Origin of the sequence: Moorena producens 3L (assembly GCF_000211815.1) — a bacterium.
GTDB lineage: Bacteria > Cyanobacteriota > Cyanobacteriia > Cyanobacteriales > Coleofasciculaceae > Moorena > Moorena producens.
Window position 1 is genome coordinate 29,313 of record NZ_GL890841.1, and the last position, 24,392, is coordinate 53,704.

Annotated in this window: 20 protein-coding genes; 9 read left to right on the forward strand and 11 right to left on the reverse strand. The window is 43.7% G+C overall.

The genetic code is table 11. The features are described from left to right. Positions 1-111 precede the first annotated feature (111 nt). Positions 112-774, reverse strand: coding sequence for an imidazoleglycerol-phosphate dehydratase HisB (hisB, locus tag LYNGBM3L_RS08940; RefSeq protein ID WP_008181585.1), 663 nt, complete (start codon positions 772-774; stop codon positions 112-114). A gap of 298 nt (positions 775-1,072) precedes the next feature. Continuing rightward, entirely contained in the window at positions 1,073-1,849 is a 777-nt protein-coding gene (gene fabI / locus LYNGBM3L_RS08945; RefSeq protein ID WP_008181587.1) for an enoyl-ACP reductase FabI, read from the reverse strand. Positions 1,850-2,478: 629 nt separating this feature from the next. Between fabI and ntcA the strand changes: the two genes are divergently transcribed. Further along, positions 2,479-3,156, forward strand: coding sequence for a global nitrogen regulator NtcA (gene ntcA / locus LYNGBM3L_RS08950; RefSeq protein WP_008181591.1), 678 nt, complete (start codon positions 2,479-2,481; stop codon positions 3,154-3,156). 3 nt (positions 3,157-3,159) lie between these two features. Here ntcA and LYNGBM3L_RS08955 read toward each other — a convergent pair whose 3' ends face one another. Then, positions 3,160-4,218, reverse strand: coding sequence for a GGDEF domain-containing protein (locus LYNGBM3L_RS08955; RefSeq protein WP_229414399.1), 1,059 nt, complete (start codon positions 4,216-4,218; stop codon positions 3,160-3,162). Between the two features lie 1,229 nt (positions 4,219-5,447). Between LYNGBM3L_RS08955 and LYNGBM3L_RS43095 the strand changes: the two genes are divergently transcribed. Continuing rightward, positions 5,448-5,615 carry a hypothetical protein gene (locus LYNGBM3L_RS43095; protein WP_154659719.1) on the forward strand — a complete coding sequence of 56 codons (168 nt, stop codon included), beginning with the start codon at positions 5,448-5,450 and terminating at the stop codon, positions 5,613-5,615. A gap of 1,296 nt (positions 5,616-6,911) precedes the next feature. Here LYNGBM3L_RS43095 and LYNGBM3L_RS08960 read toward each other — a convergent pair. Next, positions 6,912-7,109, reverse strand: a complete 198-nt coding sequence (locus tag LYNGBM3L_RS08960; RefSeq protein WP_008181598.1) for a heavy-metal-associated domain-containing protein — start codon at positions 7,107-7,109, stop codon at positions 6,912-6,914. Between the two features lie 1,337 nt (positions 7,110-8,446). On the opposite strand from LYNGBM3L_RS08960, the gene LYNGBM3L_RS48490 reads away from it, so the two are divergent. Both LYNGBM3L_RS48490 and alaS read left to right on the forward strand, forming a co-directional pair. Next, the gene (locus tag LYNGBM3L_RS48490; protein WP_154659720.1) at positions 8,447-8,590 is read left to right on the forward strand and encodes a hypothetical protein; all 144 of its coding nucleotides are present in this window, start codon (positions 8,447-8,449) and stop codon (positions 8,588-8,590) included. A gap of 223 nt (positions 8,591-8,813) precedes the next feature. Further along, a complete protein-coding gene (gene alaS / locus LYNGBM3L_RS08965; protein ID WP_008181601.1) occupies positions 8,814-11,444 on the forward strand; it encodes an alanine--tRNA ligase in 2,631 nt (876 codons plus the stop codon). Positions 11,445-11,661: 217 nt separating this feature from the next. Here the strand turns inward: alaS and LYNGBM3L_RS08970 are convergent, their stop codons facing one another. The 5 genes from LYNGBM3L_RS08970 to LYNGBM3L_RS08990 all read right to left on the reverse strand — a co-directional run bounded on the left by LYNGBM3L_RS08970 (position 11,662) and on the right by LYNGBM3L_RS08990 (position 17,563). Further along, positions 11,662-12,363 carry a TIGR02391 family protein gene (locus LYNGBM3L_RS08970; RefSeq protein ID WP_008181602.1) on the reverse strand — a complete coding sequence of 234 codons (702 nt, stop codon included), beginning with the start codon at positions 12,361-12,363 and terminating at the stop codon, positions 11,662-11,664. A 152-nt stretch (positions 12,364-12,515) separates the two neighbouring features. Next, a complete protein-coding gene (locus tag LYNGBM3L_RS08975) occupies positions 12,516-13,547 on the reverse strand; it encodes an ApaLI family restriction endonuclease (RefSeq protein WP_202799173.1) in 1,032 nt (343 codons plus the stop codon). A 3-nt stretch (positions 13,548-13,550) separates the two neighbouring features. After that, a complete protein-coding gene (locus tag LYNGBM3L_RS08980; protein WP_008181606.1) occupies positions 13,551-14,903 on the reverse strand; it encodes a DNA cytosine methyltransferase in 1,353 nt (450 codons plus the stop codon). 83 nt (positions 14,904-14,986) lie between these two features. Then, complete coding sequence (locus LYNGBM3L_RS08985) at positions 14,987-15,889, reverse strand: alpha/beta fold hydrolase (protein ID WP_008181608.1); 903 nt, start codon at positions 15,887-15,889, stop codon at positions 14,987-14,989. A gap of 561 nt (positions 15,890-16,450) precedes the next feature. Beyond that, the gene (locus tag LYNGBM3L_RS08990) at positions 16,451-17,563 is read right to left on the reverse strand and encodes an S-(hydroxymethyl)glutathione dehydrogenase/class III alcohol dehydrogenase (RefSeq protein WP_008181611.1); all 1,113 of its coding nucleotides are present in this window, start codon (positions 17,561-17,563) and stop codon (positions 16,451-16,453) included. Between the two features lie 55 nt (positions 17,564-17,618). On the opposite strand from LYNGBM3L_RS08990, the gene LYNGBM3L_RS45575 reads away from it, so the two are divergent. From LYNGBM3L_RS45575 to LYNGBM3L_RS40160, 4 genes are all read left to right on the forward strand, one after another. Beyond that, complete coding sequence (locus LYNGBM3L_RS45575; RefSeq protein ID WP_131826883.1) at positions 17,619-17,813, forward strand: hypothetical protein; 195 nt, start codon at positions 17,619-17,621, stop codon at positions 17,811-17,813. 87 nt (positions 17,814-17,900) lie between these two features. Continuing rightward, positions 17,901-18,689: a type I methionyl aminopeptidase gene (map, locus tag LYNGBM3L_RS08995; protein ID WP_008181613.1), complete on the forward strand. Its 789-nt coding sequence runs from the start codon at positions 17,901-17,903 to the stop codon at positions 18,687-18,689. A 203-nt stretch (positions 18,690-18,892) separates the two neighbouring features. After that, on the forward strand, positions 18,893-21,076 hold the full coding sequence (locus LYNGBM3L_RS45580) for an S-layer homology domain-containing protein (RefSeq protein ID WP_008181615.1): 2,184 nt from the start codon (positions 18,893-18,895) through the stop codon (positions 21,074-21,076). Positions 21,077-21,337: 261 nt separating this feature from the next. After that, the gene (locus LYNGBM3L_RS40160; RefSeq protein WP_131826884.1) at positions 21,338-21,562 is read left to right on the forward strand and encodes a hypothetical protein; all 225 of its coding nucleotides are present in this window, start codon (positions 21,338-21,340) and stop codon (positions 21,560-21,562) included. Positions 21,563-21,640: 78 nt separating this feature from the next. Here LYNGBM3L_RS40160 and LYNGBM3L_RS09005 read toward each other — a convergent pair whose 3' ends face one another. Next, entirely contained in the window at positions 21,641-23,074 is a 1,434-nt protein-coding gene (locus LYNGBM3L_RS09005) for an IS200/IS605 family accessory protein TnpB-related protein (protein ID WP_008181619.1), read from the reverse strand. Between the two features lie 108 nt (positions 23,075-23,182). Here LYNGBM3L_RS09005 and tnpA point away from each other — a divergent pair, with 108 nt between their 5' ends. After that, the gene (tnpA, locus tag LYNGBM3L_RS49745; protein WP_008181621.1) at positions 23,183-23,488 is read left to right on the forward strand and encodes an IS200/IS605 family transposase; all 306 of its coding nucleotides are present in this window, start codon (positions 23,183-23,185) and stop codon (positions 23,486-23,488) included. Between the two features lie 484 nt (positions 23,489-23,972). On the opposite strand, the gene LYNGBM3L_RS09015 is transcribed toward tnpA, so the two are convergent. Then, a complete protein-coding gene (locus tag LYNGBM3L_RS09015; protein ID WP_008181623.1) occupies positions 23,973-24,332 on the reverse strand; it encodes a hypothetical protein in 360 nt (119 codons plus the stop codon). Positions 24,333-24,392: the final 60 nt, after the last annotated feature.

The window sequence follows — 24,392 nt, forward strand, 5'->3', positions numbered from 1 at the left end:
TACTCTACGATCAAATGTAGTTAATGCTCCTTAGACCAGTCTAAAAGCTGTGGAACTCTTAGTCCCATGGCTTTTTGTTTGTTATCAACTTTTAGGATTTCCGGATAGCTTTTACAAAACCCCCTTAGAGCTTGGAATCATCCCTGCACGACGAGGATCAATTTCCACAGCCATGCGCATTGCTCTGGCCAATGCCTTGAATGTCGCTTCAATAATATGATGTGAATTGATGCCATCTAGTTGGCGGATATGTAGGGTGATCTGACTATGGTTAACCAGTGCAACAAAAAACTCTCGCACCAGTTGGGTATCATAGGTTCCGACACGCTGGGTAGGAATTTCCAAGCCATAGCTTAAGTGAGGACGTCCAGAAAAATCTAGAGATACCAGAATCAATGCCTCATCTAGGGGAGCCAGGAAATTACCGAAGCGGAAAATTCCTTTGCGATCGCTTAATGCTTTTGCCAAGGCTTGCCCTAGGGTAATCCCAACATCTTCGTTAGTGTGGTGATCATCAATTTCTAGGTCTCCCTTTGCCTGCACCTCCAAGTCAATCAGTCCATGGGAAGAGATTTGATGCAGCATATGGTCTAAAAATGGGATGCCTGTATTAGCGGTGCAGATACCTGTACCATCTAAATTCAGTGACACTTGTACATCAGTTTCCCCAGTAGTACGCCTGACTGAAGCTGTTCGCGCCTTTAACGTAGACTCTTGAGTGTTGAGAATTATCGGTCCGCTCTCGATCTGCGTCCGGTTATTGCTTACTTGCATTACATCTTTGCTCCTGTCTAACTTAACTTCATCCGCTCAATTGCCTCACAACGAACATGGGCAGCATGAGTGTGAGATCAATTGCGGACAGGGTTTATATCGTTTATACTAGATATAGTAGGGAAGACAAATTAAGAGCTAACCGCCACCTACGTGCTTAAAAATAGAACTTATTGTATTGTTCCGGAGGGTCGGGGCATCCCGTGTCGTTAATAAAGTAACCCGTGTATCCTAAGCAATAGCTGGAGTTGGTAAGAAGCCCACACTGAACCGATAGGTCAGTGTGGGAGTATGTCACCTACATGCCCATTATTTCGTAACCAGCGTCTACATATAAAACCTGACCAGTGATGCCACTGGCTAAATCACTACACAAGAAAGCAGCTGCTTTACCCACTTCTTCCTGAGTAACCGTGCGGCGCAGTGGTGCTACTTTCTCTACATGATGAATCATATCCATTATCCCCCCAACTGCTGAAGAGGCTAAGGTCCGGATTGGCCCTGCGGAGATAGCATTGACCCGAATCGTTTGAGGTCCGAGTTCTGCTGCCAGGTAACGAACACTCATTTCCAGTGCTGCTTTAGCAACACCCATCACATTATAATTGGGAATTACTTTAACACCCCCCAGATAGCTGAGAGTGACAATGCTACCGCCATCAGTCATCAAGTGCTTCCAAGCCGCTGTTAGTCGATTGAGGGAGTAAGTGCTAATGTCTAAGGCTAGGGAAAACCCCTCACGGGATGTCTGACTAAACTCTCCCGATAGATCTTCTTTATTGGCAAAGGCTAAACAGTGAATCAGGATGTCCAGTCTGCCCCATTGTTTTGCGATCGCATCTGCAATCGCTTCAATTTGGGCATCGTTTCGGACATCACAGGGCATGATAATGCTAGGTTCGAGGGGCTCTACCAGGTCTCGAACTTTTTTCTCATAGCGACCTTTTTCGTCAGGCAAAAAGTTCACACCTAAATTTGCCCCCGCGTTGTGCAACTGTTGGGCGATCCCCCAAGCAATGGAGCGGTTGTTGGCGATGCCAGTGACAAAAGCATTTTTTCCGTTGAGATCGAGCATGGTTTTTAGGTTGAGTCGCGCTATGAGTCAGGGTTGAAGGTTACTTAGCCGTGTATGACAGCCCAGCTATTATATCCCTGAATGCAGCAACATTGAGTTTTTCAGCTCCATGTCTTGATGCAACGCTGACCTGTGGGGTTTCCCCACAGGTCAGCGTTGCATTGCTTTTGACCTTCAGGCTTACCTCCTGAGATTTTTGGTTTTTGGTAGCAATTTTTACAAAAAATTAGCTCAGATTGATATTAAGTAGTGGGAAATAAATTTGTCTATGCCACGATGATTGCTACGAATTGCCGCTTCTACCTGACGGGGTTAAGGGAAAATCAAGTCAAGAGCTTGCTAAGATATAGACTAGCAGTTAATACTGTTGGCCTGTTGGCAAATTAGCTCAAAACTTGCCCGGTGCCCTTGACCTAGGCAAATTAAATTGGCCACCGGTCCCACCGCCGAAATTGATGGGCAAGGGGAATTGGAAACGGTTGTAGCAGTTCACAACAAACTCAAGAAAACTGTTTAAAATCCGCTAAAATAGCCTAAATATACCAGATTAATGAGGTAATCCGTGGCTTAAAATCCCCGGAAGTCTCTTAAATGTAAATAGATAGGGGCATTTGTACAAAGAAATAGATATGGATAGGGTTGTGACGCAGGATACACCACTAGCGGCTGTGTTTCGTCAGATTGGTAGAGGAGCGTTTCCACCAGTCGTAGAAACCTATGAGCGAGGTAAGACGATTTTCTTCCCAGGAGATCCAGCTGAACGGGTTTACTTTTTGCTAAAAGGTGCTGTAAAACTTTCTAGAGTATACGAAGTAGGGGAAGAAATTACTGTAGCACTGCTGCGAGAAAATACGGTTTTCGGTGTTCTGTCTCTGATTACTGGTCACCAATCTGATCGGTTCTACCATGCAGTTGCCTTTACAACTGTAGAGTTACTCTCTTCCCCGATTGACCAGGTCGAAAAAGCACTGAAGGAAAACCCGGAATTATCAATGTTGATGTTACGGGGGCTATCGTCTCGGATATTACAGACGGAAATGATGATCGAAACCCTAGCTCATCGGGATATGGAGTCTCGATTGGTTAGTTTTCTATTAATTCTCTGCCGTGACTTTGGCATACCCTGTGGGGATGGGATTACCATTGAACTGAAGTTGTCCCATCAAGCGATCGCAGAAGCTATCGGTTCGACTCGGGTTACTGTCACCCGTCTACTGGGAGACCTACGGGAAAAAGACATGATTTCGATTCACAAGAAAAAAATTACTGTCCACAAGCCAGTGGTTTTGAGTCAGCAATTTACGTGAAAATTAGCGATTGCAACAACAATACACCTGATTGCGACCATTAGATTTAGCGATCCGTAGGTTCTGGTCAGCAGATCGCAGTAGGCTTTCCCCTCTATGGTCGTCCGTATTGTTAAGGGCAGCAACACCCAAGCTAATGGTAATTGGGAGCACCAATCTTCTATCAATCTGAAACGGTTGATCGCTAATAATATGTCGCACTCGGTTAGCCACTGCTCGGGCTTCTTCACAGTCAGTGTGACTAAGAATGATCACAAACTCTTCTCCACCATAACGAAAGAGGGAATCTTGAATACGTAGGTTATGTTTGAGACGACTTGCCAGTAGCTTGAGAGCGCGATCGCCTACCGGATGTCCGTAGTTGTCGTTGATGGACTTGAAATAGTCTACATCTAGGATAATCAGACTCAGGGGCCTTGATTGACTAAACGCATTTTTGACTTGTCGGGGTAACTCCGATTCCATTGCCCGACGATTGCTCAATTCTGTCAAGGGATCAACCAATGCTATCCTTGATAGGAAATCATTAGTGTGCATTGCTTCCCGGTATAGTCGCACTCCTCGTAACCCTGCCTGAATTTGTGCCTTAAGCAACCGATTTTCTGCTACAGCTATGGCTGAGTCTTGATTACTGATTGAACTGATCCGTAAGTAGGCATCTGCACCGTTTTCTAGGGCTTGAGCACATTCTCTTAACTCCCAGTTTGGGTCTAGTCCCATTGCTGTAATCGCTATTTCGGGCAAGTCATTGATCAAAATGCAGTATATCCAACCGAGCAGCTTTTGTTCTTTAATTTGACGACATAGTTGTAAACTAGCCACCTGGGTTGCCTGCAAAATTAAAATAGCGGGTTGTCTAGTCTTGATGTGTTGTATGACATCATCAAGTTCCAAAGATACCTCGAAAGTGCTAGACCTTATATAGCAAGTCCGCTTCACAAATGTAGTGATAAACTGTTTATTTCCTACCACTAATATAGAAGCATTTATAGAAGCATCGTTTTTATTTATAGTTAGCTCTACAGAGCTAATACATTCACCCGGAATTAATAATCTTAACACTGCTACTTCTTCAAGAAAGTATTAGCTAATACGTTTTGCTCTAAATTCACCAGTAGACATCTCCAGAAACTCGGTTTTGACCCAGGCAGTGCAAGGGTTTGAGGTTAATTTTTGGAGATGTCTAGTATATGGGATTGGCTATGGAATAGATTGATGCTAGATAACTAGATAAATTGATCCTATTGCTGACTATCGTTTAGGAGCTCAAGTACAGTTGGATCAGTTACCAATTCCCCATTGCCGATTCCCCTCCCCGATATGGATTGTGAATCACGAGCTGTGGAACTTTTGATAAATTAGGTGATCTTATAACAATCATTTCTAAACTAGATTACTGTATATAGCAATTATAAATAGGTTGTGAACTATCAAGAGGCCAGGATGCCAATAATACCATGATTTTGGGTTTCTAGATTTTCACAACTCGTTTATAATTGTTATATCGTTTTTAGCTTAACGAGTTTTGTTGAATATAAACCTGAATAACAACAAAAATTAGTTTAATCCCCGATGAATCCAAAGCCAACTTAGGCACATCTTAGGCACATCTTAGGCACATAGTTAATTAGGGGTTACTCAGCAGAAGCTGAGCACAGGGATTATTCTATTTATACTTTCCTCTAATACTCTCTTGTTTTTATCACAAGTGGCAGTAGCAATTTCCTGGTATCCGGGTAATTTTTCTAAATCTTTATCGAACATGGTGAAAACACCTAACTGTTCAACTAAGTGAGAGCATTATTATTCCCACTAACCTCTATATCAAGTCAGGTTGAATACCCATAATTAGAGGGAGGGTGGGGAGACTGACAAGGGTAGGTTTTTTACTTTGGAGATAGGTAATCGGTAATGGGTAATGGCTAATCGGTAATGGCTAATCGGTAATGGGGACCGGTCCCCTAACCCCCTCACAGGGGTAGGTTTTTTACATTAGGGTCAAACATGGGGCGACCCAGAGGGAGAGGAAAAGGAAAACAACTTAGGTGCGCTTTCCGCATCTAATTATTAAATTCGCCACGGGTCGCACCTGAAGAAGGGATGCAGCTTCGGAACTGGGGGTTTCCCCCGGAGACGCGCGCCTTAGACAGGGGAGCCTTTATGGTTGGTAGGCTATGCAGATGCATGGTTAAAACTTGAGGCGCGACCCCGTAATTTAATTCTTCACGCGGAAAGCGCGCCTCCATTGATTAAGGGGCGTTGCTTAATAATCAAATGATTTCAAGAGTTTTGTGGAACTGGCATCTTGGCTAGAACTGGCATCTTGGCTAGAACTGGCATCTTGGCTAGAACTGGCATCTTGGCTAGAACTGGCATCTTGGCTAGAACTGGCATCTTGCCAGTTTCCTCCTTATTTTCGCGCGGGCAGGATGCCCACTCTACTCCTATTCATTTCTTAATTCAGCAACGCCTTTTTTATAACTGAATAATATCCAATTTAAATGCGCAACACCTAGTTAACTAATACTTAAGTAAACTAGACACTATTTAACCAAAACAATATAAATGTAAGCATTCAGCCGTCAGCCGTCAGCCGTCAGCCGTCAGCCGTCAGCCGTCAGCTAAAGTAACTCAGCATTATTCCAATGCTTACCTGTTGTCTTGATCCCAAGCGCGAGTGGTTTGAATTTACCGTAAGATCGGGTCGCCTTATTAAAAAATATTTAACCCTTTTCTGCATAACCTGCTAACTATAAAGGCGACCCTATCTAAGGTTTTGTCTCCGGGGGAAACCACGGCAGCGCGGTCATGGGGGGAACCCCCTTTGGCGGCGCTGCCTCCCCAAGACCGTAATGGTGCGTTTGACCCGTAATTAAATTCGCCACGGGTCGCACCTCTGCATCGCTTATTCAAAAGCACCATCTGTAGCACCTCAAGTAGCGTGCGCATTAGCTGATACGCGACACGCTGATACGCGACACGCTGATAGCTGATACGCGACACGCTGATAGCTGAATACTTACATATACATTAATGATGTATTGTCGAAGTGCGGCTCGTTCCAACTAGGAGCCTTTAGAAAATAAAGGGCCATTGAAATCACACTAGCTTACCAAAAAATTTGGGTAATCGCGCCCCGTCCTTATAGGAGACGCGCGCCTCAGAGTTAAGAAGCATTTATTGGGAGCAGGCTATGAGCAAAAGGGTTAAAACTTATTAATTAAGGCTTCTTAACTCTTACGGTAGGCTTTTTGTTAAATTAAGACTTGACGGTTTTTTCGCATCGTGTTAAGATAAAAACCTAACGAAAAAAACAATTAATGTTCTAGATAAACATGATATTAAAATAAGTAGATGATGTAAAAAATCAGCTAAGATATCAGCTTATTGCATCATCAAATTCTTAGATTTGGAGATCTCCGAAAACATAAGATCAAGAAAAAGTTTATCTAACTTGTTAACTAGATTAGGTACGGTGGGGTTAGAAGTTACCTTAATCAGAGGGTCGCCTTTATAGTTAGTCGGCGCTTGTGTAAAAAGTTTTAACCTTTTTTATTAAGGCGACCCTCTGATCAGGTTTCGTTTCCGGCACACCGAAACCTAGGTCATAGACCAAATACGCTTGGGTCGAATCCACCTCTATTTTTCCTGGCTCCGGCAAGGGTTTTACAAGTCACCCCGTTGAACGCGATCGCGTGGCCATAGGCCAAGCAAGAATCCCCGTCCTTCCAGGGCGGGGAGTGTCAATTGGTAGCTTACTCCACGCTGTGACCGACAGTCGTTATGATCTGTCTAATTGACTCTTCAGATGCTTCGGTTTCAACTCTAACCGTCTTTGATGTTACATCCACTGCGACTTTAGAATCTGGCTCCTGTTGGAGTATACCTTCGGTAATGGTCTTGGCACAGACATCACACGCAATACTGGGAACTTTTAACTGTACTACTGCCATAGTCAATACTCCATCAGTTTTTCTTACAGCCGTTAATCAGCTTGCCCTTAAAGCTCGCAGCCCAAGCTAGGAATGTTAATCCTTACCAATAACTTAGATCGATTGACGACAATACTCAATGGGCCTAGCCAGGATTGACTAGACCCATTCGAGTGGAAAAAGACAAATTTTCAACGAGTTAACTTTCTGACTACCAGTTTTGAATCACTACTATGGTTGGCAAACTACACAGATACACCTAATACTAAATCTCACACAGTCGTGTCTTTCCGGACTTTGGTTTGGCTTCTTCCAACTTCTGTTGGTTTCTCGCCACTTTTTGCTATGTTCGATTGGTGCCTACTGTGGCTGGGTCATAGACCGGTAGAAATCATCTTATCTATGCCCATTTAGTTTCTGGCTTCAGGTTCTTCTCTGAAGGATGACTTCCACTCTTTAAAACTAACACGGCCTTCTGGAGATTCCGAATACTTGTTGTTAAAGTTAATCAGTCTTTACAAACTGCAACGATTAGATGAAAAAGTATGAAGCATGTAGGGTCAAGGGTGAAGTGTTAATTGCTTTGTCAGCTATCAGCGTGTCGCTTATCAGCTATCAGTCATTGGCCAAGGGCTTTTCCCCAGACTTGAAATTATCATTAATCTCGAACTATGAAGCTGATGGCTGATAGCTGACGGCTGAATGCTTACATTTGATTAACTTTAATGGTACGGTACAGCAATCATTTCTAATGTGTCTGGGATTTCCCCAATACATTTCCCCAATACATTTCCCCAATACATTTCCCCAATACTCAAAGGGCCTAGCCAGGATTGACTAGACCCATTCGAGTGGAAAAAGACAAATTTTCAACGAGTTAACTTTCTGACTACCAGTTTTGAATCACTACTATGGTTGGCAAACTACACAGATACACCTAATACTTAATCTCACACAGTCGTGTCTTTCCGGACTTTGGTTTGGCTTCCTCCAACTTCTGTTGGTTTCTCGCCACTTTTTGCTATGTTCGATCGGTGCCTACTGTGGCTGGGTCATAGACCGCTAGAAATCATCTTATCTATGCCCATTTGGTTTTTCGCTTCAGGTTCTTATCTGAAGGATGACTTCCACTCTTTAAAGCTAACACGACCTTCTGGAGATTACGAATACTTGTTGTTAAAGTTCAGGAGTCTTTACACACTGCAACAATTTGATTGAGAAGTATGAAGGTTGAAGGTTGGAAGGTTGAAAGGTTGAAGGTTACAGGTTGAAGGTTACAGGTTATATGTAACAGGTTTAACGTTACAGGTTATATGTTGAAGGTTACAGGTTATATGTAACAGGTTTAACGTTACAGATTGCCAGTTATACATCGGCTTTCAGTTGTTAAGCCTCTAATCTTCAACCATCAAACCTCCAACCAACCAACCTTCAACCTACCAACCTTCAACCTACCAACCTTCAACCATCAAACCTTCAACCATCAAACCTTCAACCTGTAACCTTCAACCTTCAACTTTAAACCTTCAACCATCCAACCTTCAACCTTCAACTTTAAACCTTCAACCATCCAACCTCCAACCATCACAATGGTTTGCTCTCCTATCAAGGGTGGGCTTTCAGCTTCGCTTCTATGTCAGAATGGATCATACGTAAATTAAGAAACATAGCGATAGGGTTTTACTTCCCATAAGCCCATACCCTAAAGCTGAATTGTAGAGAACCATGCCCGATATCCCTAATTATTTGCGCGGTAACGAAATACGGCAAACTTTCCTCGATTTCTACTCCCAACGGCAACACCAGGTATTGCCAAGTGCTTCGTTAGTACCGGAAGACCCGACGGTGTTGCTGACAATTGCGGGAATGTTGCCGTTTAAACCGATTTTTCTAGGACAACGTCAGTCGGAATTCCCTCGCGCCACTACTGCCCAAAAATGTATCCGCAACAATGATATAGAGAATGTGGGACGCACGGCACGGCATCATACTTTTTTTGAGATGCTGGGGAATTTTAGTTTTGGGGATTACTTTAAGGAACAAGCGATCGCATGGGCATGGGAACTCTCTACAGAGGTATTCGGTTTGCCACCAGAACGCTTAGTAGTCAGTGTTTTTCGGGATGATGACGAAGCGTTTGGGATCTGGCGGGATAAAATTGGGATTCCAGCTCATCGCATCCAGCGCTTGGGTGAGGAGGATAATTATTGGAAATCGGGTCCGACCGGTCCGTGTGGTCCGTGTTCGGAAATTTACTACGATTTTCACCCAGAACTGGGAGACGAGAGCATTGACTTGGAAGATGATACCAGGTTTATTGAGTTCTATAACCTGGTATTCATGGAATACAACCAGGATGCGGAGGGTAATCGCACCCCGTTAGAGAAGCAAAATATTGATACGGGGATGGGACTGGAGAGGATGGCGCAAATTCTCCAGCAAGTGCCGAATAATTATGAAACTGATTTAATTTTCCCGATTGTAAAAACCGCAGCGGAAATTGCTGGGGTTAACTATAGCAAGAGTGATCAGAAGACGAAGGTTTCTCTGAAGGTTATTGGTGACCATATCCGGGCAATCGTTCATATGATCGCGGATGGGATTACGGCTTCTAACACCGGACGGGGTTATGTGTTGCGCCGTTTGCTCCGTCGAGTGGTGCGTCATGGCCGTTTGATTGGGATTGATGGGGAATTTACCTGGGAAGTGGCTCAAACAGCGATCGCATTATCTGAATCAGCTTATCCTAATGTGCGGGAACGGGAAAAGACTATCAAAGCGGAAATGCAGCGGGAAGAGTCTCAATTCCTGAAAACCCTAGAACGGGGTGAGAAGCTGCTAGCTGAGATTTTGGCTAAGAAGCCTAAACAGATTTCTGGCACAGATGCGTTTACCCTCTATGATACCTATGGTTTCCCAGTGGAATTAACTGAGGAAATTGCTGAAGAACAGGGCTTAACGGTAGACCTCGATGGCTTCGAGGTGGAAATGGAACGCCAGCGGGAACGGGCTAGAGTTGCCCATGAAACGATTGATTTAACGGTACAGGGTAGCTTAGATCAGCTAGGGGAACATATCCATAGTACGGCATTCCTTGGTTACACTGAACCCCAGTCCATGGCTAAGGTAGAGGCTTTGCTAGTTGATGGGAAGTCCGTGGAATCGGCTGGGGCTGGGAGTAAGGTCCAGGTGATTTTGGATCAGACCCCATTCTATGCGGAATCTGGAGGACAAATAGGCGATCGCGGTTATCTGTCTGGGGATTCGCTATTGGTTCGCATCGAAGATGTTCAGAAGGAATCGGATTTCTTTGTCCACTTCGGTACTGTCGAACGGGGAAATTTAGCGGTAGGCACAACAGTAACGGCTCAAATTGACCGGGCTTGTCGCCGTCGAGTTCAAGCTAACCATAGTGCGACCCATTTACTGCAAGCGGCTCTGAAAAGAATTGTTGACCCAAGCATCTCTCAGGCAGGCTCTTTGGTGGCTTTTGACCGTTTGCGCTTTGACTTCAATTGCCCTCGCGCTCTGACATCGGAAGAGTTAGAGCAAATCGAGGCTCAAGTTAATACTTGGATTAGTGAAGCCCATACTGCTGATGTGGAGGTGATGCCTTTGACAAAAGCTAAGGCTAAGGGCGCAACCGCTATGTTTGGGGAAAAGTATGGCGATGAAGTCAGGGTGATTGATTTCCCTGGTGTCTCCATGGAATTGTGTGGTGGTACCCATGTCAACAATACTGCTGAGATTGGCGTGTTTAAGATTATCTCTTCCGCAGGGGTGGCGTCCGGGATTAGGCGGATAGAAGCAGTGGCTGGACCGGCGGTGCTGGATTATCTGAATGTGCGGGATAAGGTGGTTAAGGATTTATGCGATCGCTTTAAGGCACAACCGGAAGAGTTACCTGAGCGGATTAGTAATTTACAACAGGAACTCAAGGCTACTAATAAACAGTTAGATGCCCTGAAGCAACAACTGGCTTTGGCAAAATCTGACCAGTTGTTGGCGGAAGCTAAGTCAGTAGGTGAGTTCAAGGTTCTGGTTGCCAAGATGGAGGGAGTAGAACCAGAGGGCTTAAAAAGTGTTGCGCAACAGCTACAGCAGAAGTTGGGAGAAAGTGCAGTAGTGTTGGGTTCAGTGCCTAGCCCGGACAAGGTGAGTTTAGTAGCAGCCTTTAGTAAGGGTGTTAATCAGAAAGGCTTGCAGGCTGGGAAGTTTATTGGTGCGATCGCTAAATTATGTGGTGGTGGTGGCGGTGGACGACCTAACTTGGCTCAAGCTGGTGGAAAAGATGGCAGTAAGTTAGGGGAAGCTCTCGATAGGGCGTTGGAACAGTTGTTAGAAGGGTTGCAATAGTTTTGGACTGGGGGATCCCCCCTAACCCCCCTTAACAAGGGGGGGATTTGAAGAATAGTTGTATTTGTGCGATCGCAAACTGACTGCGATCGCGTAGCGGCTCTGTAAGAGCATCGCTATTTTATGGGCTGGTGAGCAATTTAGTGTGTCAGTGCAATAGTTTTTTTAGCCACTGACACACCCATCATAATATGAGGTGTTATGCCTCGCCCTCACCTTAATCCCAGTCTATAGCATCCAGTTTTTTTAGGAGCACATCAATAAATAGGATGATTGCCCGACCAACTTCTGGAGGAGGGTCTATAAATCCGTGTGCATAAGGATTGCGAAAAACCCCCATCATACCTGCATAAAGATTACGATATGCTTGAAGATCGCTATCGTCAAGTTTGCCCTTCAATACCGACTTCTTAGGAGAAAAAATTTTGTTTACGATATCTTCACCTGTAGCATTTTTATTGCTGTTATCAATTTTTCCAAGTTTTTTCAACCGCTCTTCTAAAAATACTGTTGCTGTGCGAACATCTTTGTCCCAAGCTTTGGAATCATCTCCACAAGTATTTAATAAACAGTGACATCTTTTCAACAGTTCAGGATCTAGGTGCTTAAGTTCAGGAGGAATAGCAGACAAGTTAGGAGCACCAAAATTAGATTTAACGGCTTGATATGCTTTACTGGTTAAAGCACAATTGTATTGATGTTGAATACTTTTATTACATACTAAACAATCACTATTTTCTAGAGCATCAAGAGTTATTTTATCGACTTTAGGAACATTCCGCTGATATCCTCCTATAATTGTGCCGCTGTAAGACCAAATGAACAAGATTTCATTCTCCTTAAGCCTGTCAGCACGTACTTCTTCTACGAGCCACTGCAAAAGTTTTTTCTGGGTTTCATTTAAATTTAGATCTTGCATCTTTAAAATTTTCTATAATAATATCCATTATAGCTTTTATTTTTTAGACAGGTATCACTGTTTAAAAAATTGCTTCTCCAGTACCTTCAAAATAATCTATAGAATTTATGATAGCTATTAAAATTGGTCGTAGTGCAGTTATTTGTTACCACTTACAGTCGATTTATAACATAAGAACTACTGTCATCTGATATCTCAATCACTTGATCTGACCATCGCAAATTTATTGACTTAGGATATTCAATTTCGATCTCTTCTATGCCCTGTATTGCTGGCTTTATGTATCTTTCAATAAAAACAGAAACCACCTCTCCGGCTTCCTGCTCCATGTGCCTCCACGCTTCTTCTCCGTGATAAAAAGCGCCACCACAGGCCAGATATTTCTCTGATAACTCAGTTAACCTATTCGAGGGTGTTGGATCTAAAACCAGAAGAACTGGTATAAAACCAGCAGCTTGGCTTTCTTCAGCAAATGAAAGCTCTTCACCAAATCTCCCCTGACCACTTGCAGCAATTGTTACTCTCAGTTTAAGTTCATAGGTTCTATTATTACTTGGAACTAAACAGTCTATTTGTCGCCCTTGGTTGGTAGGATTTCCATTGGCATCAAGTCTCTTAACTGGTGAGTTTTTCGCTCCAACAGGCTTGCCACCTAAGCAACTCGCTAATAGAGGTTCAAATAAATAGCCAGTTTCCTGGGCTGACCGATTGTCGATATCATAAATCCACTTCCTCCAAACCATCCAATTCGCAAGAAGAGTGGTATTACATCCACCATACTCTAGAAGTGATCTAGGACCAATTTGATCCATGTTGGACATGGGCTGTGATGACAGAATTCTTTGATATTTAACTCTGCGCCGATGAAGAGCAGAGAGGTTTTCTATAAATAACGCAAAATCGTTATCCTGATTGAAGCAGGCTGTCAGTGCTGAGATAACATCTTCGGCACGGATATCAGATTCTGCTATGCTATCAAACCAGCTGATTGGAATATTGTAGTAGTCATCATCTGGTACATTGACTTTAATAATCTGAAGGTGATCGTGAGACCATCCAAGGTTATCAATAGCAATAGATAGTAGTGACGATAACTCTCCATCAGATATTATAACCTGAGCTTCACCTGAACCATGCATTTTACATTTAGAATACAAGTTTTTTATGAAAGCAGTATTTTTCATGGATTATCCAAACAATGTGTATTGATGGATTTTATTTTCCATCAGGCTATTAAGTAAAATTTCTGTATTTTTTAAAGCTGGGCTCATAGCCTCTGCCTTTGTCAGCAAAAAGCCAAGCATGCGACCTGGATTTTCTTGATCCCCCTCGAAGCCATAATTATCACGGATATGTTCAGCAAATACACGAGCCAAAATTGGTGGAATTGCATTGCCTATTTGCTGGATTTTCTGAGAGGCATTCCCACAAAATACAAAATCATCTGGAAAGGTTTGAATTCGTGCGGCCTCTCTTATCGTTAAAGGTCTGTTTTCCACTGGGTGTATTAACTCTCTTGTTGCAGCGCCAGTGATGGTTAAGCTCGGCTCATTCCCCATCAGTCTTTTAAGTCCGGATGGCGCTCCACCCCGCTTTTCTGTGGGCATGCCATCAGCAACGCGCCTATTTGCTCTCTTCTTAAATGACTCATGCTGTAGTTCCTCTGGCAAATCCTTCATGGTTTGACCTGGTTTTAAGGCAGTAATTCTTTGTAGCTGGATGCCGTTAATACTTGGGTAGTAATGATCGGATATTTGTGTGGCATTTCCACGAAGAAAAGAATCAAAATCATCTTGAGGAGGCGAGGTTAAAGGTGTTAGTAGGGTGCCCTTATCTTTTGTTGCTGGTGGTAAACTGTTTATTGCATGAGAAATAGTAATGTCAGAGTTACGGAATAGTTGACCGGAGACTTGAAATTTTGGTGCTGGAATTCTAAAGTCATGCCCCAACCTATTACCGATAATTAGAACTCGCTTTCGTCTTTGTGGTATACCGTATTCTTGAGAATAAATTTTCTCAATTCTAATCCAATAACCCAGCTCAATGAACGCCTTAGCGGCTTCGTATACATATTTGCCTTTGTTGGAGGTAAGTAGCCCTTCAACATTCTCCATAATGAACCATTTTGGGTTCAAAATAGTTAGTGCTTTAACGTATTGTTTAAGCAAATTATTTCTTGGATCATCCCAGAACCTTGAGCCCGCTGTGGAGAAGCCTTGACATGGAGGCCCCCCTATCAATATGTCCAGTTCCCCTGGTTTCATTACTATTTCAGAAAGAACCTGCCCAAAATCTAGGTTATCGATATCCTCATTGCTACATAACGACTCGGTAAAATTTATTCTATATGTTTCAACTGCCGCCGCATCTTTATCATTCGCATAAACAATTGAATATCCAGCTTGTTTAAACCCAAGAGAACATCCACCTGCACCGCAAAATAGACTAATAGCCGTGTGTTTCATTAATTGATCAACTTCCAAACTCGTCCTAAGACTATAAGCGTCCGCTAAATAGCTCAATAAAATTTTATTTACCATTAGGTACAAAGGGATCCCCCTAAATCCCCCTTAAAAAGGGGGACTTTGAGCTTGATAAGTGTACCTCACAACTGAAATAAACGCTAAATAAAATCCTCAATCACTGCTGTTACCGCTTCATGATACTCTTCAGAAATACCTAAAGTTCCAGCTAATCGAACGGTTTGCACCTGTCCTAACTCCGCCATCGCTATCATTTCGGCTTTTGACTTAGGTGGCGCATTTTCCGCTAATATCATTAATAAGGGCATCGGCACAGAATCTAAAAGCTGCAAAAATTCCTCCCGATTAGCTACAGGATCGATTGCGCCAGTAACAAAGGCAGCCGGGGCATATCTCCCGCCATCTTTGGAAGTGATTTTGTGTTTTTGGGCAATAAATTCGGGAGTTAGTTTGGTTTCATCCACATAGACGTGGCGTTTATACATCAAGCGCAGAAAAGAAGGGGTAGTGTTGAGATAGTATAGACTCTGACCTAACCAGGGCGATCGCACTAGGTTTTTTACTCCGTTTCTCACTCCATCGGGTAAACCCATTACTCTTAACGGTCCTTTCCAAGTGGGAGCCACTAAAATTAGTTTAGAAATACTATCTGGATTATCTTGGGTAAACTTTAAAGCGTATCCAGAAGCATGACCCGCAGCAATTACGATAATTGAGTTATTATTAAAAACAGAGTTAACAAAATCTGCTAATAACTGCTGAAATAATACGGGATTGTAATCCACAGGAGGGCATTGAGACTCGCCAAATCCTAACCAATCTAGAACGGTAACGTGATAGTTGGTAGCGAGTAGATTGGCAATACCCTTCATTTCTGTGCGACTAGAAACTGTACTAAAAGCAGGCAGTAACAGTACGGGGTTGCCTGCGCCAATGGTTTCGTAGACCACTTGATACTGTTTGTCTTGCCAATTCCAGTTGTAGAAATTTTTGGTACCGCCAATACCAGAGTTAATCTGAGTGGGATTAGTTGCTGTAGTCATAGTGATAGTTAATATAGGGTTTGTATTTGAGTTTTGAACATAGGATTGATGGGAAAAGGGAACAGGGAACAGCGGATCTGGGAACAGGGAAAAAATCCTGTTTACCTGATTACGCTAGAAATCCCTATACAGGGTGATCAAAAAACTTGGGCATGAAAACCAAGTTGAACAAGAAGCTTTGAGTCAATAAGACAATAACCACTGCTGTTGTGGCAACTGCTACAGTTTTTATTTAATATTTTGTCAAATTAAGTAACTTTTTTAAGTAAAATTTAACGTAATCAAACTTAACAGTAGCTTGTAGGGTGGGCAAAAAGAGTTTGGTGGTTTTGATTAGTCACGAAATGATGACTTTGCCCACCCTACTCTACTTAACTACGCGAACGCGCAGCGTCGGGCTCTGCCAGTAAGCGTGGCCTACGGCTAACCAAATAACCTTGGCCAATAGGCCACGGGTTCCCTGAAAGCGGGACGAAGTCCATCGCGTTCAACCTTCAACCAACAAACCTTCAACCTTCAACCAACAAACCTTAAACCTTAAACCTATGAATTAACCTTCAACTATCCAAACGTCACCACACTACGAATCGACTCACCCTTATGCATCAAATCGAAGGCATCATTAATTTGTTCCAAGGGCATGACATGGGTAATCATATCATCAATATTAATCTTACCTTCCATATACCAATCTACGATTTTAGGAACATCCGTGCGTCCTCTAGCTCCCCCAAAAGCTGTACCTCGCCAGACCCGTCCAGTTACCAGCTGAAAAGGTCGAGTATTGATTTCTTCTCCAGCACCTGCGACACCAATAATAATAGATTCACCCCAACCTTTGTGGCAGCATTCTAGAGCTTGGCGCATCATCTTCACATTACCAATACACTCGAAACTATAATCAGCGCCCCCTTTAGTTAAATCAATAATGTAAGGGACTAAATCTCCCTCTATTTCATTAGGATTTACAAAATCGGTCATCCCGAATTTTTCAGCAAGTTGTTGTTTTTTGGGATTAATATCAACACCTACAATTTGGCTAGCACCCACCATCCGTGCGCCTTGGATTACATTCAAACCAATTCCCCCGAGTCCAAATACCACGACTCTCGAACCTGGTTGAACTTTAGCGGTATTGATCACAGCACCAATACCCGTTGTAACTCCACAACCGATGTAACAAACTTTATCAAAGGGAGCATCTTTGCGGATTTTTGCTACTGCGATTTCTGGCAGTACGGTATAGTTAGCAAAGGTGGATGTCCCCATGTAATGATGGAGCATTTTGCTATCGACAGAGAAGCGACTGGTACCATCGGGCATCAAACCACGTCCTTGGGTATTCCGAATCGCCTGACAAAGATTGGTTTTACCACTTAAACAGTATTCACACTGACGGCACTCAGGGATATAGAGGGGAATCACATGGTCTCCTACCTGGACGCTAGTCACCCCTTCACCCACCTCAACGACTACACCTGCTCCCTCATGTCCTAGAATGGCTGGGAATAGTCCTTCTGGATCTGCGCCAGAGAGGGTATAGGCATCAGTATGGCATACTCCGGTTGCTTTAATTTCCACCATCACCTCACCCGCCTTAGGTTCGGCTACCTGAACCGTTTCAATGGATAAAGGCTTGCCTGCTTCAAAAGCTACTGCGGCTTTGACCTCCAAAATCGACTCCTACTTGGTTCTATCAACTGACCTATTCTATTGAAATATTCTGGCTTTGGATAGCAAGCAAAAGAGGAGGTACACAGGATTTTTACCTGTTCCCGAATCCCGAATCCCGATTCCCGAATCCCGATTCCCGTTCCCCTCCTGGGAGGGGTTAGGGGTGGGTTCCGATTCCCGAATCCCGATTCCCGATTCCCTAAAATCCAGAATGTACCTTACCTATTGCTCTCAAGCCAACCCGCGTTAATTAGGGATCATATTATTGTACAATTAAAAAAACAACAAATAGTATAATTTTTCCCAGGTTTTGGGGTAATTGACGGAATAAAAACTCATGGCAGCTGAAAGAATTGTGCTCTTATCCAGTAGAGAAATAGCTAAAATGCGTCTTGCTGGACGCTTAGCCACTGCACTGTTAGACCATTTAGAACCCATGGTTAAGCCAGGGGTAAGCACCCTAGAGATTAATGATGAAGCTGAGCGCTGGACAAAAGAGCATGGGGCAATCAGTGCTCCCTTAGGCTACCAGGGCTTTCCTAAATCTATCTGTACCAGTATCAATGAAGTTGTCTGTCACGGTATCCCTAACGGGAAGCAAATCCTTAAAGATGGGGACATCATTAATATAGACGTAACACCAAAGGTGGATGGATATCACGGGGATACCTCTAGAACCTTTTTTGTTGGTACCCCCTCACCCCTAGCAAAAAAGCTGGTGGAAGTTACTGAAGAATGTATGATGCGGGGCATTGCTGAGGTCAAGCCAGGAGCAAGGGTTGGCGATATTGGTGCTGCTATCCAAGAGTATGCCGAGTCCAACGGCTTTTCCGTAGTGCGAGACTTTGTTGGACATGGGATTAGCAAGATTTTCCATACAGCTCCCCAAATTCCTCACTATGGCACCCGAGGGAAAGGAAAACGCCTCCGGGCTGGGATGGTTTTCACTATCGAGCCCATGATTAACGAAGGTACCCACGAAGTGGAGATATTAGCTGATAAGTGGACAGCTGTAACACGCGATCGCAAACTTTCTGCCCAATTTGAACACACTATAGTTGTCACCCCTGACGGTGTAGAGATTCTGACATTGCCAGAACAAGAAATCCAGAGTAAATCTGCTTAAGTCTCAATGGACATTTAGTGAAAATCGAGCTTAAACTGTGAGATATAAGCAATAAAAGCAGGCACACTATCTGGGTAACAATTCTTAAGAGTATTTCTAAAGAAAGTTAGCCTCCTGCTCAGGAAATTAGCAAGTGGTGAACCCTCTCATGGGTGACACCGCAGTTTTGCTGTGTTCTTAAGCGTTTTGGGTAATCCTAAATTATGGCAACTCTATACGTCAATCCAGCTACTGGAAGTGATAGCGCTGATGGTAGCGAATCTACGCCCTTTAAAACTATTACTAAAGCCTTCGATTCAGCTGGATCAGGTGACCAGATTCAACTAAAACCTGGTACTTATAATACAGCCAGTGGTGAAACCTTTCCGCTGAAAGCTCCCTCCGGTGTAAAAATTATAGGGGATGAAGCCAACAAAGGCAAGGACATCTTAATTGAAGGCAACGGATTGTTCAACACCCGTTTCGGTGGTGGTCAAAACGTGACCCTTATCCTAGCTAAGGATACCGACCTCAGGGGAGTAACTATGACCAATCGTGAGCGCCGAGGCACTGGGGCCTGGATTGAGTCTGGTAGCCCTATCGTTGCTAATTGTACCTTCAAAGAGTGCAATCGTGAAGGGGTTAATGTCACTGGTGAAGCCACACCAGAAATTAAAGATAATAATTTCATTGGTAGCGGTATAGAGGGCCAAGGGATATCGATTACCAGGGATGCCAAAGGGAACATCCAAGGGAATACCTGTAAAAAAATGGGTAATGGCATTGCTGTTGATAGTAATGCAGCGCCAAGGCTGGTCGAGAACCAAACCTCTGAAAACATATTTGGGATAGTGGTTTCTGGGGACGCTCGACCGATACTGCGTAAGAATCGGATTGAAAACAACGAAAGATTTGGTCTGTCAGTTTCTGGCAAGGGTTTGCCAGATTTGGGAACCGCAGGAGACCCAGGGGAAAACGTACTGCGTAACAACGGTGAGTTTGATTTAAAAAATTACACCACGGTTAAGCTGATTTCAGTGGGCAATTTTTTAGTTGCCTCAAAAGCCAGTGGTCCGGTTCAAATTGATGACGCGATCGCTGAAGTTCCTAATCCTGTCGACCCTGTCGACCCTGTCGACCCTGTCGACCCTGTCGACCCTGTCGACCCTGTCGACCCTGTCGACCCTGTCGACCCTGTCGACCCTGTTGACCCTGTTGACCCTGTTGACCCACCTAAAAAGTTAACGGATATTGGTGGTCACTGGGCAGAGGATTTCATCGAGGGATTGTACAGTAAAGGGTATATTAGTGGCTTCCCTGATGGCACCTTTCAGCCAGAGAAAACAATGACCCGTGCTGAATATGCGGCCTTGTTGGTAAACGCTTTCAATCCTTCAAATAAAAGGGAGGCCAAGGATTTCAGTGATGTTGCTTCCAAGTATTGGGCTTACGAAAAGATTAAACAAGCCTATCGTGGTGGATTCCTCTCTGGCTACCCTGGGGGGACATTCAAACCCACAGACAAGGTTCAGCGTGCCCAAATAATTGTTTCACTGGTGAATGGGTTAGACTTAACGGCTTCCAGTCCCAATGCCTTACAAGCCTACGATGACAGCGGTTCCATTCCTACCTACGCTATTGAAGCTGTCAAAACCGCAACCAAAAAAGAAATTATCGTAAATCACAGCAATCTCAAACAACTCAACCCCACTCGCAATGCTACCCGTGCTGAAGTATCTGCCATGGTTTATCAAGCCTTGGTGGATGCTAATAAAGTCAGCGCTATTACTAATCAATATATTGTTAAATTTCCAGACGACGGGATACCCACATTCGCAGACATTCAAGACCACTGGGCGAAAGAGTTTATTCAGGAATTGTTGTCAGAAGGTATGATTTCAGGTGTTGACAACAGTAACTTTAAACCTGATGATAAGATCAACCGTGCTCAATATGCGGCCTTGATTAGCAAAGCGTTCAACCCTTCACCGAAAAGGGAAGCCAAGCAATTCAAAGATGTCAGTGATAAGTCTTGGGCTAAGGATGCGATTCAAAAAGCCTATCGCGGTGGATTCCTATCTGGTTACAGTAATGGCAACTTCGGACAGGCCGATAATGTTAAGCGAGCGGATGTGATTGTTTCCTTAGTAAATGGCTTGGGTTTAAACGAATCAGACCCCAATGCTTTGGATTTGTATGATGACAAAGACAAGATTCCCAGCTATGCCAAAGATCAAGTCATAACGGCTACTAAAAAACTGATTGTGGTGAATTCCCCTGACCAGAGGAAGCTCAATCCTGTGCGTGAGGCTACTCGTGCTGAGGTAGCTGCGATGGTTTATCAGGCTTTGCTGGATCAGGGCACACTAACCGCTGCGGTGAATAGTGAGTACATTGTCGTTGGTTGATTTATGGTTTGGACTTGACCACGGTTAGATCAACTAAATCTTTCTGAAAACATCGGTAGCCTGCTGAGTGCAGGCTTTTTTTTGTATAGCGCCATAAATGTAAGCGATTGACCTAAAGTCACGCTACGCGATGCTCCAATGGAGCCGCTAAGCGAACGCATTTGGATTTAGCTATCAGCTATCAGCTAAAGGCTGACAGCTGATAGCTTACCAGAGAAGAGGGAACAATGATTGTCAAAGAACCGATCAGAGGTACAAATCATGCAGAACAATCCTAGAGCGATGCTCTTTGAGAGCCGCTACGCGATCGCTTACAGTCAATTTTATTCCCCCTACTCTCTACTCCCTACTCCCTGCTCCCTGCTCCCTAAAACCCAGGAAGAAAGTACCTCACAGCACTTGAGAACTCCTATAGTTCACATCACTACCAATTCAGCAATTCGCTTGAGGATCCTAAGCACATTATACCAGTCATTGCCACGATAGAGGGTAAACTCATCGGAAAGAGCATACATCGGTCTACCGGATTTGGTTAGTTTGAACGCACCCCACCCAAATCGAAGATTATGGGTGGGGATTCGTGCGCTTAAAAGTAGCTAGACTCCTAAGCGTCCCCAGGACAATCGGCGTTCTCGATGTGCCGTTAGAACTTTTGCTATCGAACACCCATAAGAAATGCCTATCTCCTACAATTACGGAATACCAGTATCTGGCCCCGATATTATAACTAGCATTTAGATCGGCATGATACCGTTTTCCTGTAGAAAATTTGGCAAGTGAATAATTGATTTTACTTCTCAAGACTTTACCGCTACCATCGAAAGCTACCGCACTGGTGTATTTAGGGTTAATTGTTTGAACAACCCCACCTACTTCCGTCCACTTATCGTTAATAAGCTCGCCGATTTTGCTATGGCACCATAAATGAAACTTCTGTTTCATCAATGACCCTTTCTTACCTGCTTTAGCTTTCCAGCCAGAGAGATTTTCTAATACGATTACTTTTACTCCATGTAACAAGGCAAATTTAACAATCTCTCTGGCTACCGTTCTGCCAATCTCCAAATTTAGATTAGAAGACTTGCGTTCAAGACCTTTACAGAAACCTCTTGGTAATTTTTTCCCGGTTATGTTACTGGTTTGTTTTGCCTTTTTGGCAATTTTCATTCTCCGTCTATTGCGACAGTCTATGTCTCTGGCGGGATTGATAAATTTTCTCGCCTTTACAGTACCATCGCGACCTACGATAGCTGCTACAGCAGCGTTATTGATTCCTAAATCTACACTACATATATATTCTGCCTCCTGCCTCTCCACTTGCTTTACCTCGACTGGCATGGATAGTTGACACTTCTTATTGTCGATTACAAGAGCAGGCGAACACAGTTGATTTCCTTTTGTTAAATGTCTATTACCTCCATGTTTCTTGACTTTTATATTTTTTAGCCAGACCCAATCAGTTCCATCCCAGACCTTTATGTCTACTGTGCCATAGTTCACCCCATATTTAATTTGCTGACCTTGATATAAAGCTGGATAGCTTTTGCACATAGCCGTTAAACGAGGGGGTAATGCCTGACGATGTTTTCTAATGCCTGACTGCCACTCTCTATAACGAGTCTGAAAGCTAGAAACTATCCCAATAGCGTCAGCTATAGCTGCTCTTCTTAAATAACTAGGAAACTTTCTAAAAGAAGGATTTTTATCTAAAACTTTTTGATAATAGTTATGTTTAGGAGCTGGATTTTTTGCTGTGGCATGAATCATTTTCTCCACAGCATTTATCCGTTCTGTAGAAGACAGAGTAGCTAGTTTAGCCCATTGAGCGTTGAATATGAGAACTAGAGGCGTTAGGAAGGCACGGTACTCATTGACAGTTAGTTGCATCTGGTGCTTTTGTTCTTGTGTTGCCACAAGGCTCCAAACGTCCGTCCGCATCAGGTCAGCCTCCTTTTTCTTTTTCTTTTTAGTTCTCCTGTTACTTCTTTTTTTGCTCATGGGCTTGGGTTTAACGAACCGTCTACACTTGGTCTACCAGTTATAATCTTAGTTGTCAAGACGGTTAAGAAAATTTTTCTATGCTACCGCTAAAAACCCTCAGCAACAGTGCGTTTCGGCTTATATATCACTTTAATCAGAATCGAGCTTATACTCAAACAACTTCTTGGGAAGTGGGAGTGCGATCTAGTAGAGTTTGTTGGTGTTGCTGACCATGTACATATTCTCTTTGAAGCACACCCGTCAGTAGGATTGTCGAAGCTAGTTAATAATGTTTTGACGGTTACTTCTCCTAGGCTACGCTTCAAGTTCGCGGAGCATTTATCTAAGTTCTATTGGGGATCATTACCTCAATTCTGGTCTGGCAGTTATGCAATCATTAGTGTAGGAACACAAGGGCCTATGACCGTTTGATTGCTGATTGAGTACGTAAAAAACCAAGAGACCCCTGAATAAGGACGCTGCGCGATGTTTGTTGGTTTCGCTTACCCCACCCAAATCATAGATTATGGGTGAGGACTGCGCGAAACATTTTGTTCAAAAACCGGAAATTAGTGCCATTAGTCACCAATCCAAAACTAGGGCGCAACTGATTAGGATTAGCCATCATGTAGGTCAATGCCTGAGGAATTGCTGACTTGAGAGAGAAACCAGCTTGTTTCGATTCAATCGCTAATACCCAACTAAACAGGTAAGGGGTCTCCCGTTATACCCGCGCTTCATGGGCGGGAGGGGAATTACCTGACGGGGTCTCTTGGTTTTGGTATGATAGATTGATGGCGGTTGGACTGCCGCTCAATGGCTGTGGTAAATCGATACAGGATATCGAGGAACAGTAAGTCTCATTCGTGAGTAAGAGCGCGCCTACATCATAATCTTTGATTTGATGTAGGAGTAGTCACAACTGCTCTTGTAGCACCAACACATCAATACGTCCCCGCAGGATTTCGTGCTCCTCAACAGCGGCAATTTCTATTGCGGCCTCTGTCTTGAGGTGAAAGGGAGAACCATAAAAACCCGCTAGTCCTAACAAGGGAGACAGCACTACCATTTTGACAATGTCTTCCACCATCGGGTACTGTTCCAGGTATAGCATGTGAGCCTTAACTTGCTCTAAGGACTGCCTTTCAGTGTCGGTAAGTTCTGGTAACTCGTCCTGCCACTCTCGGAAAAATTCGTCATCCTCTGCTGGGGTCAGGTCAAATTTGACCTTCACGTCATGCAAGCTAAGTTCTGTGACTGGAATCGTCTTCACCATCAGGATTGAGCCAAGGTCTGTCTTAACCTCTCGGGAAACCTATGATCGTGCGCCGCGAAA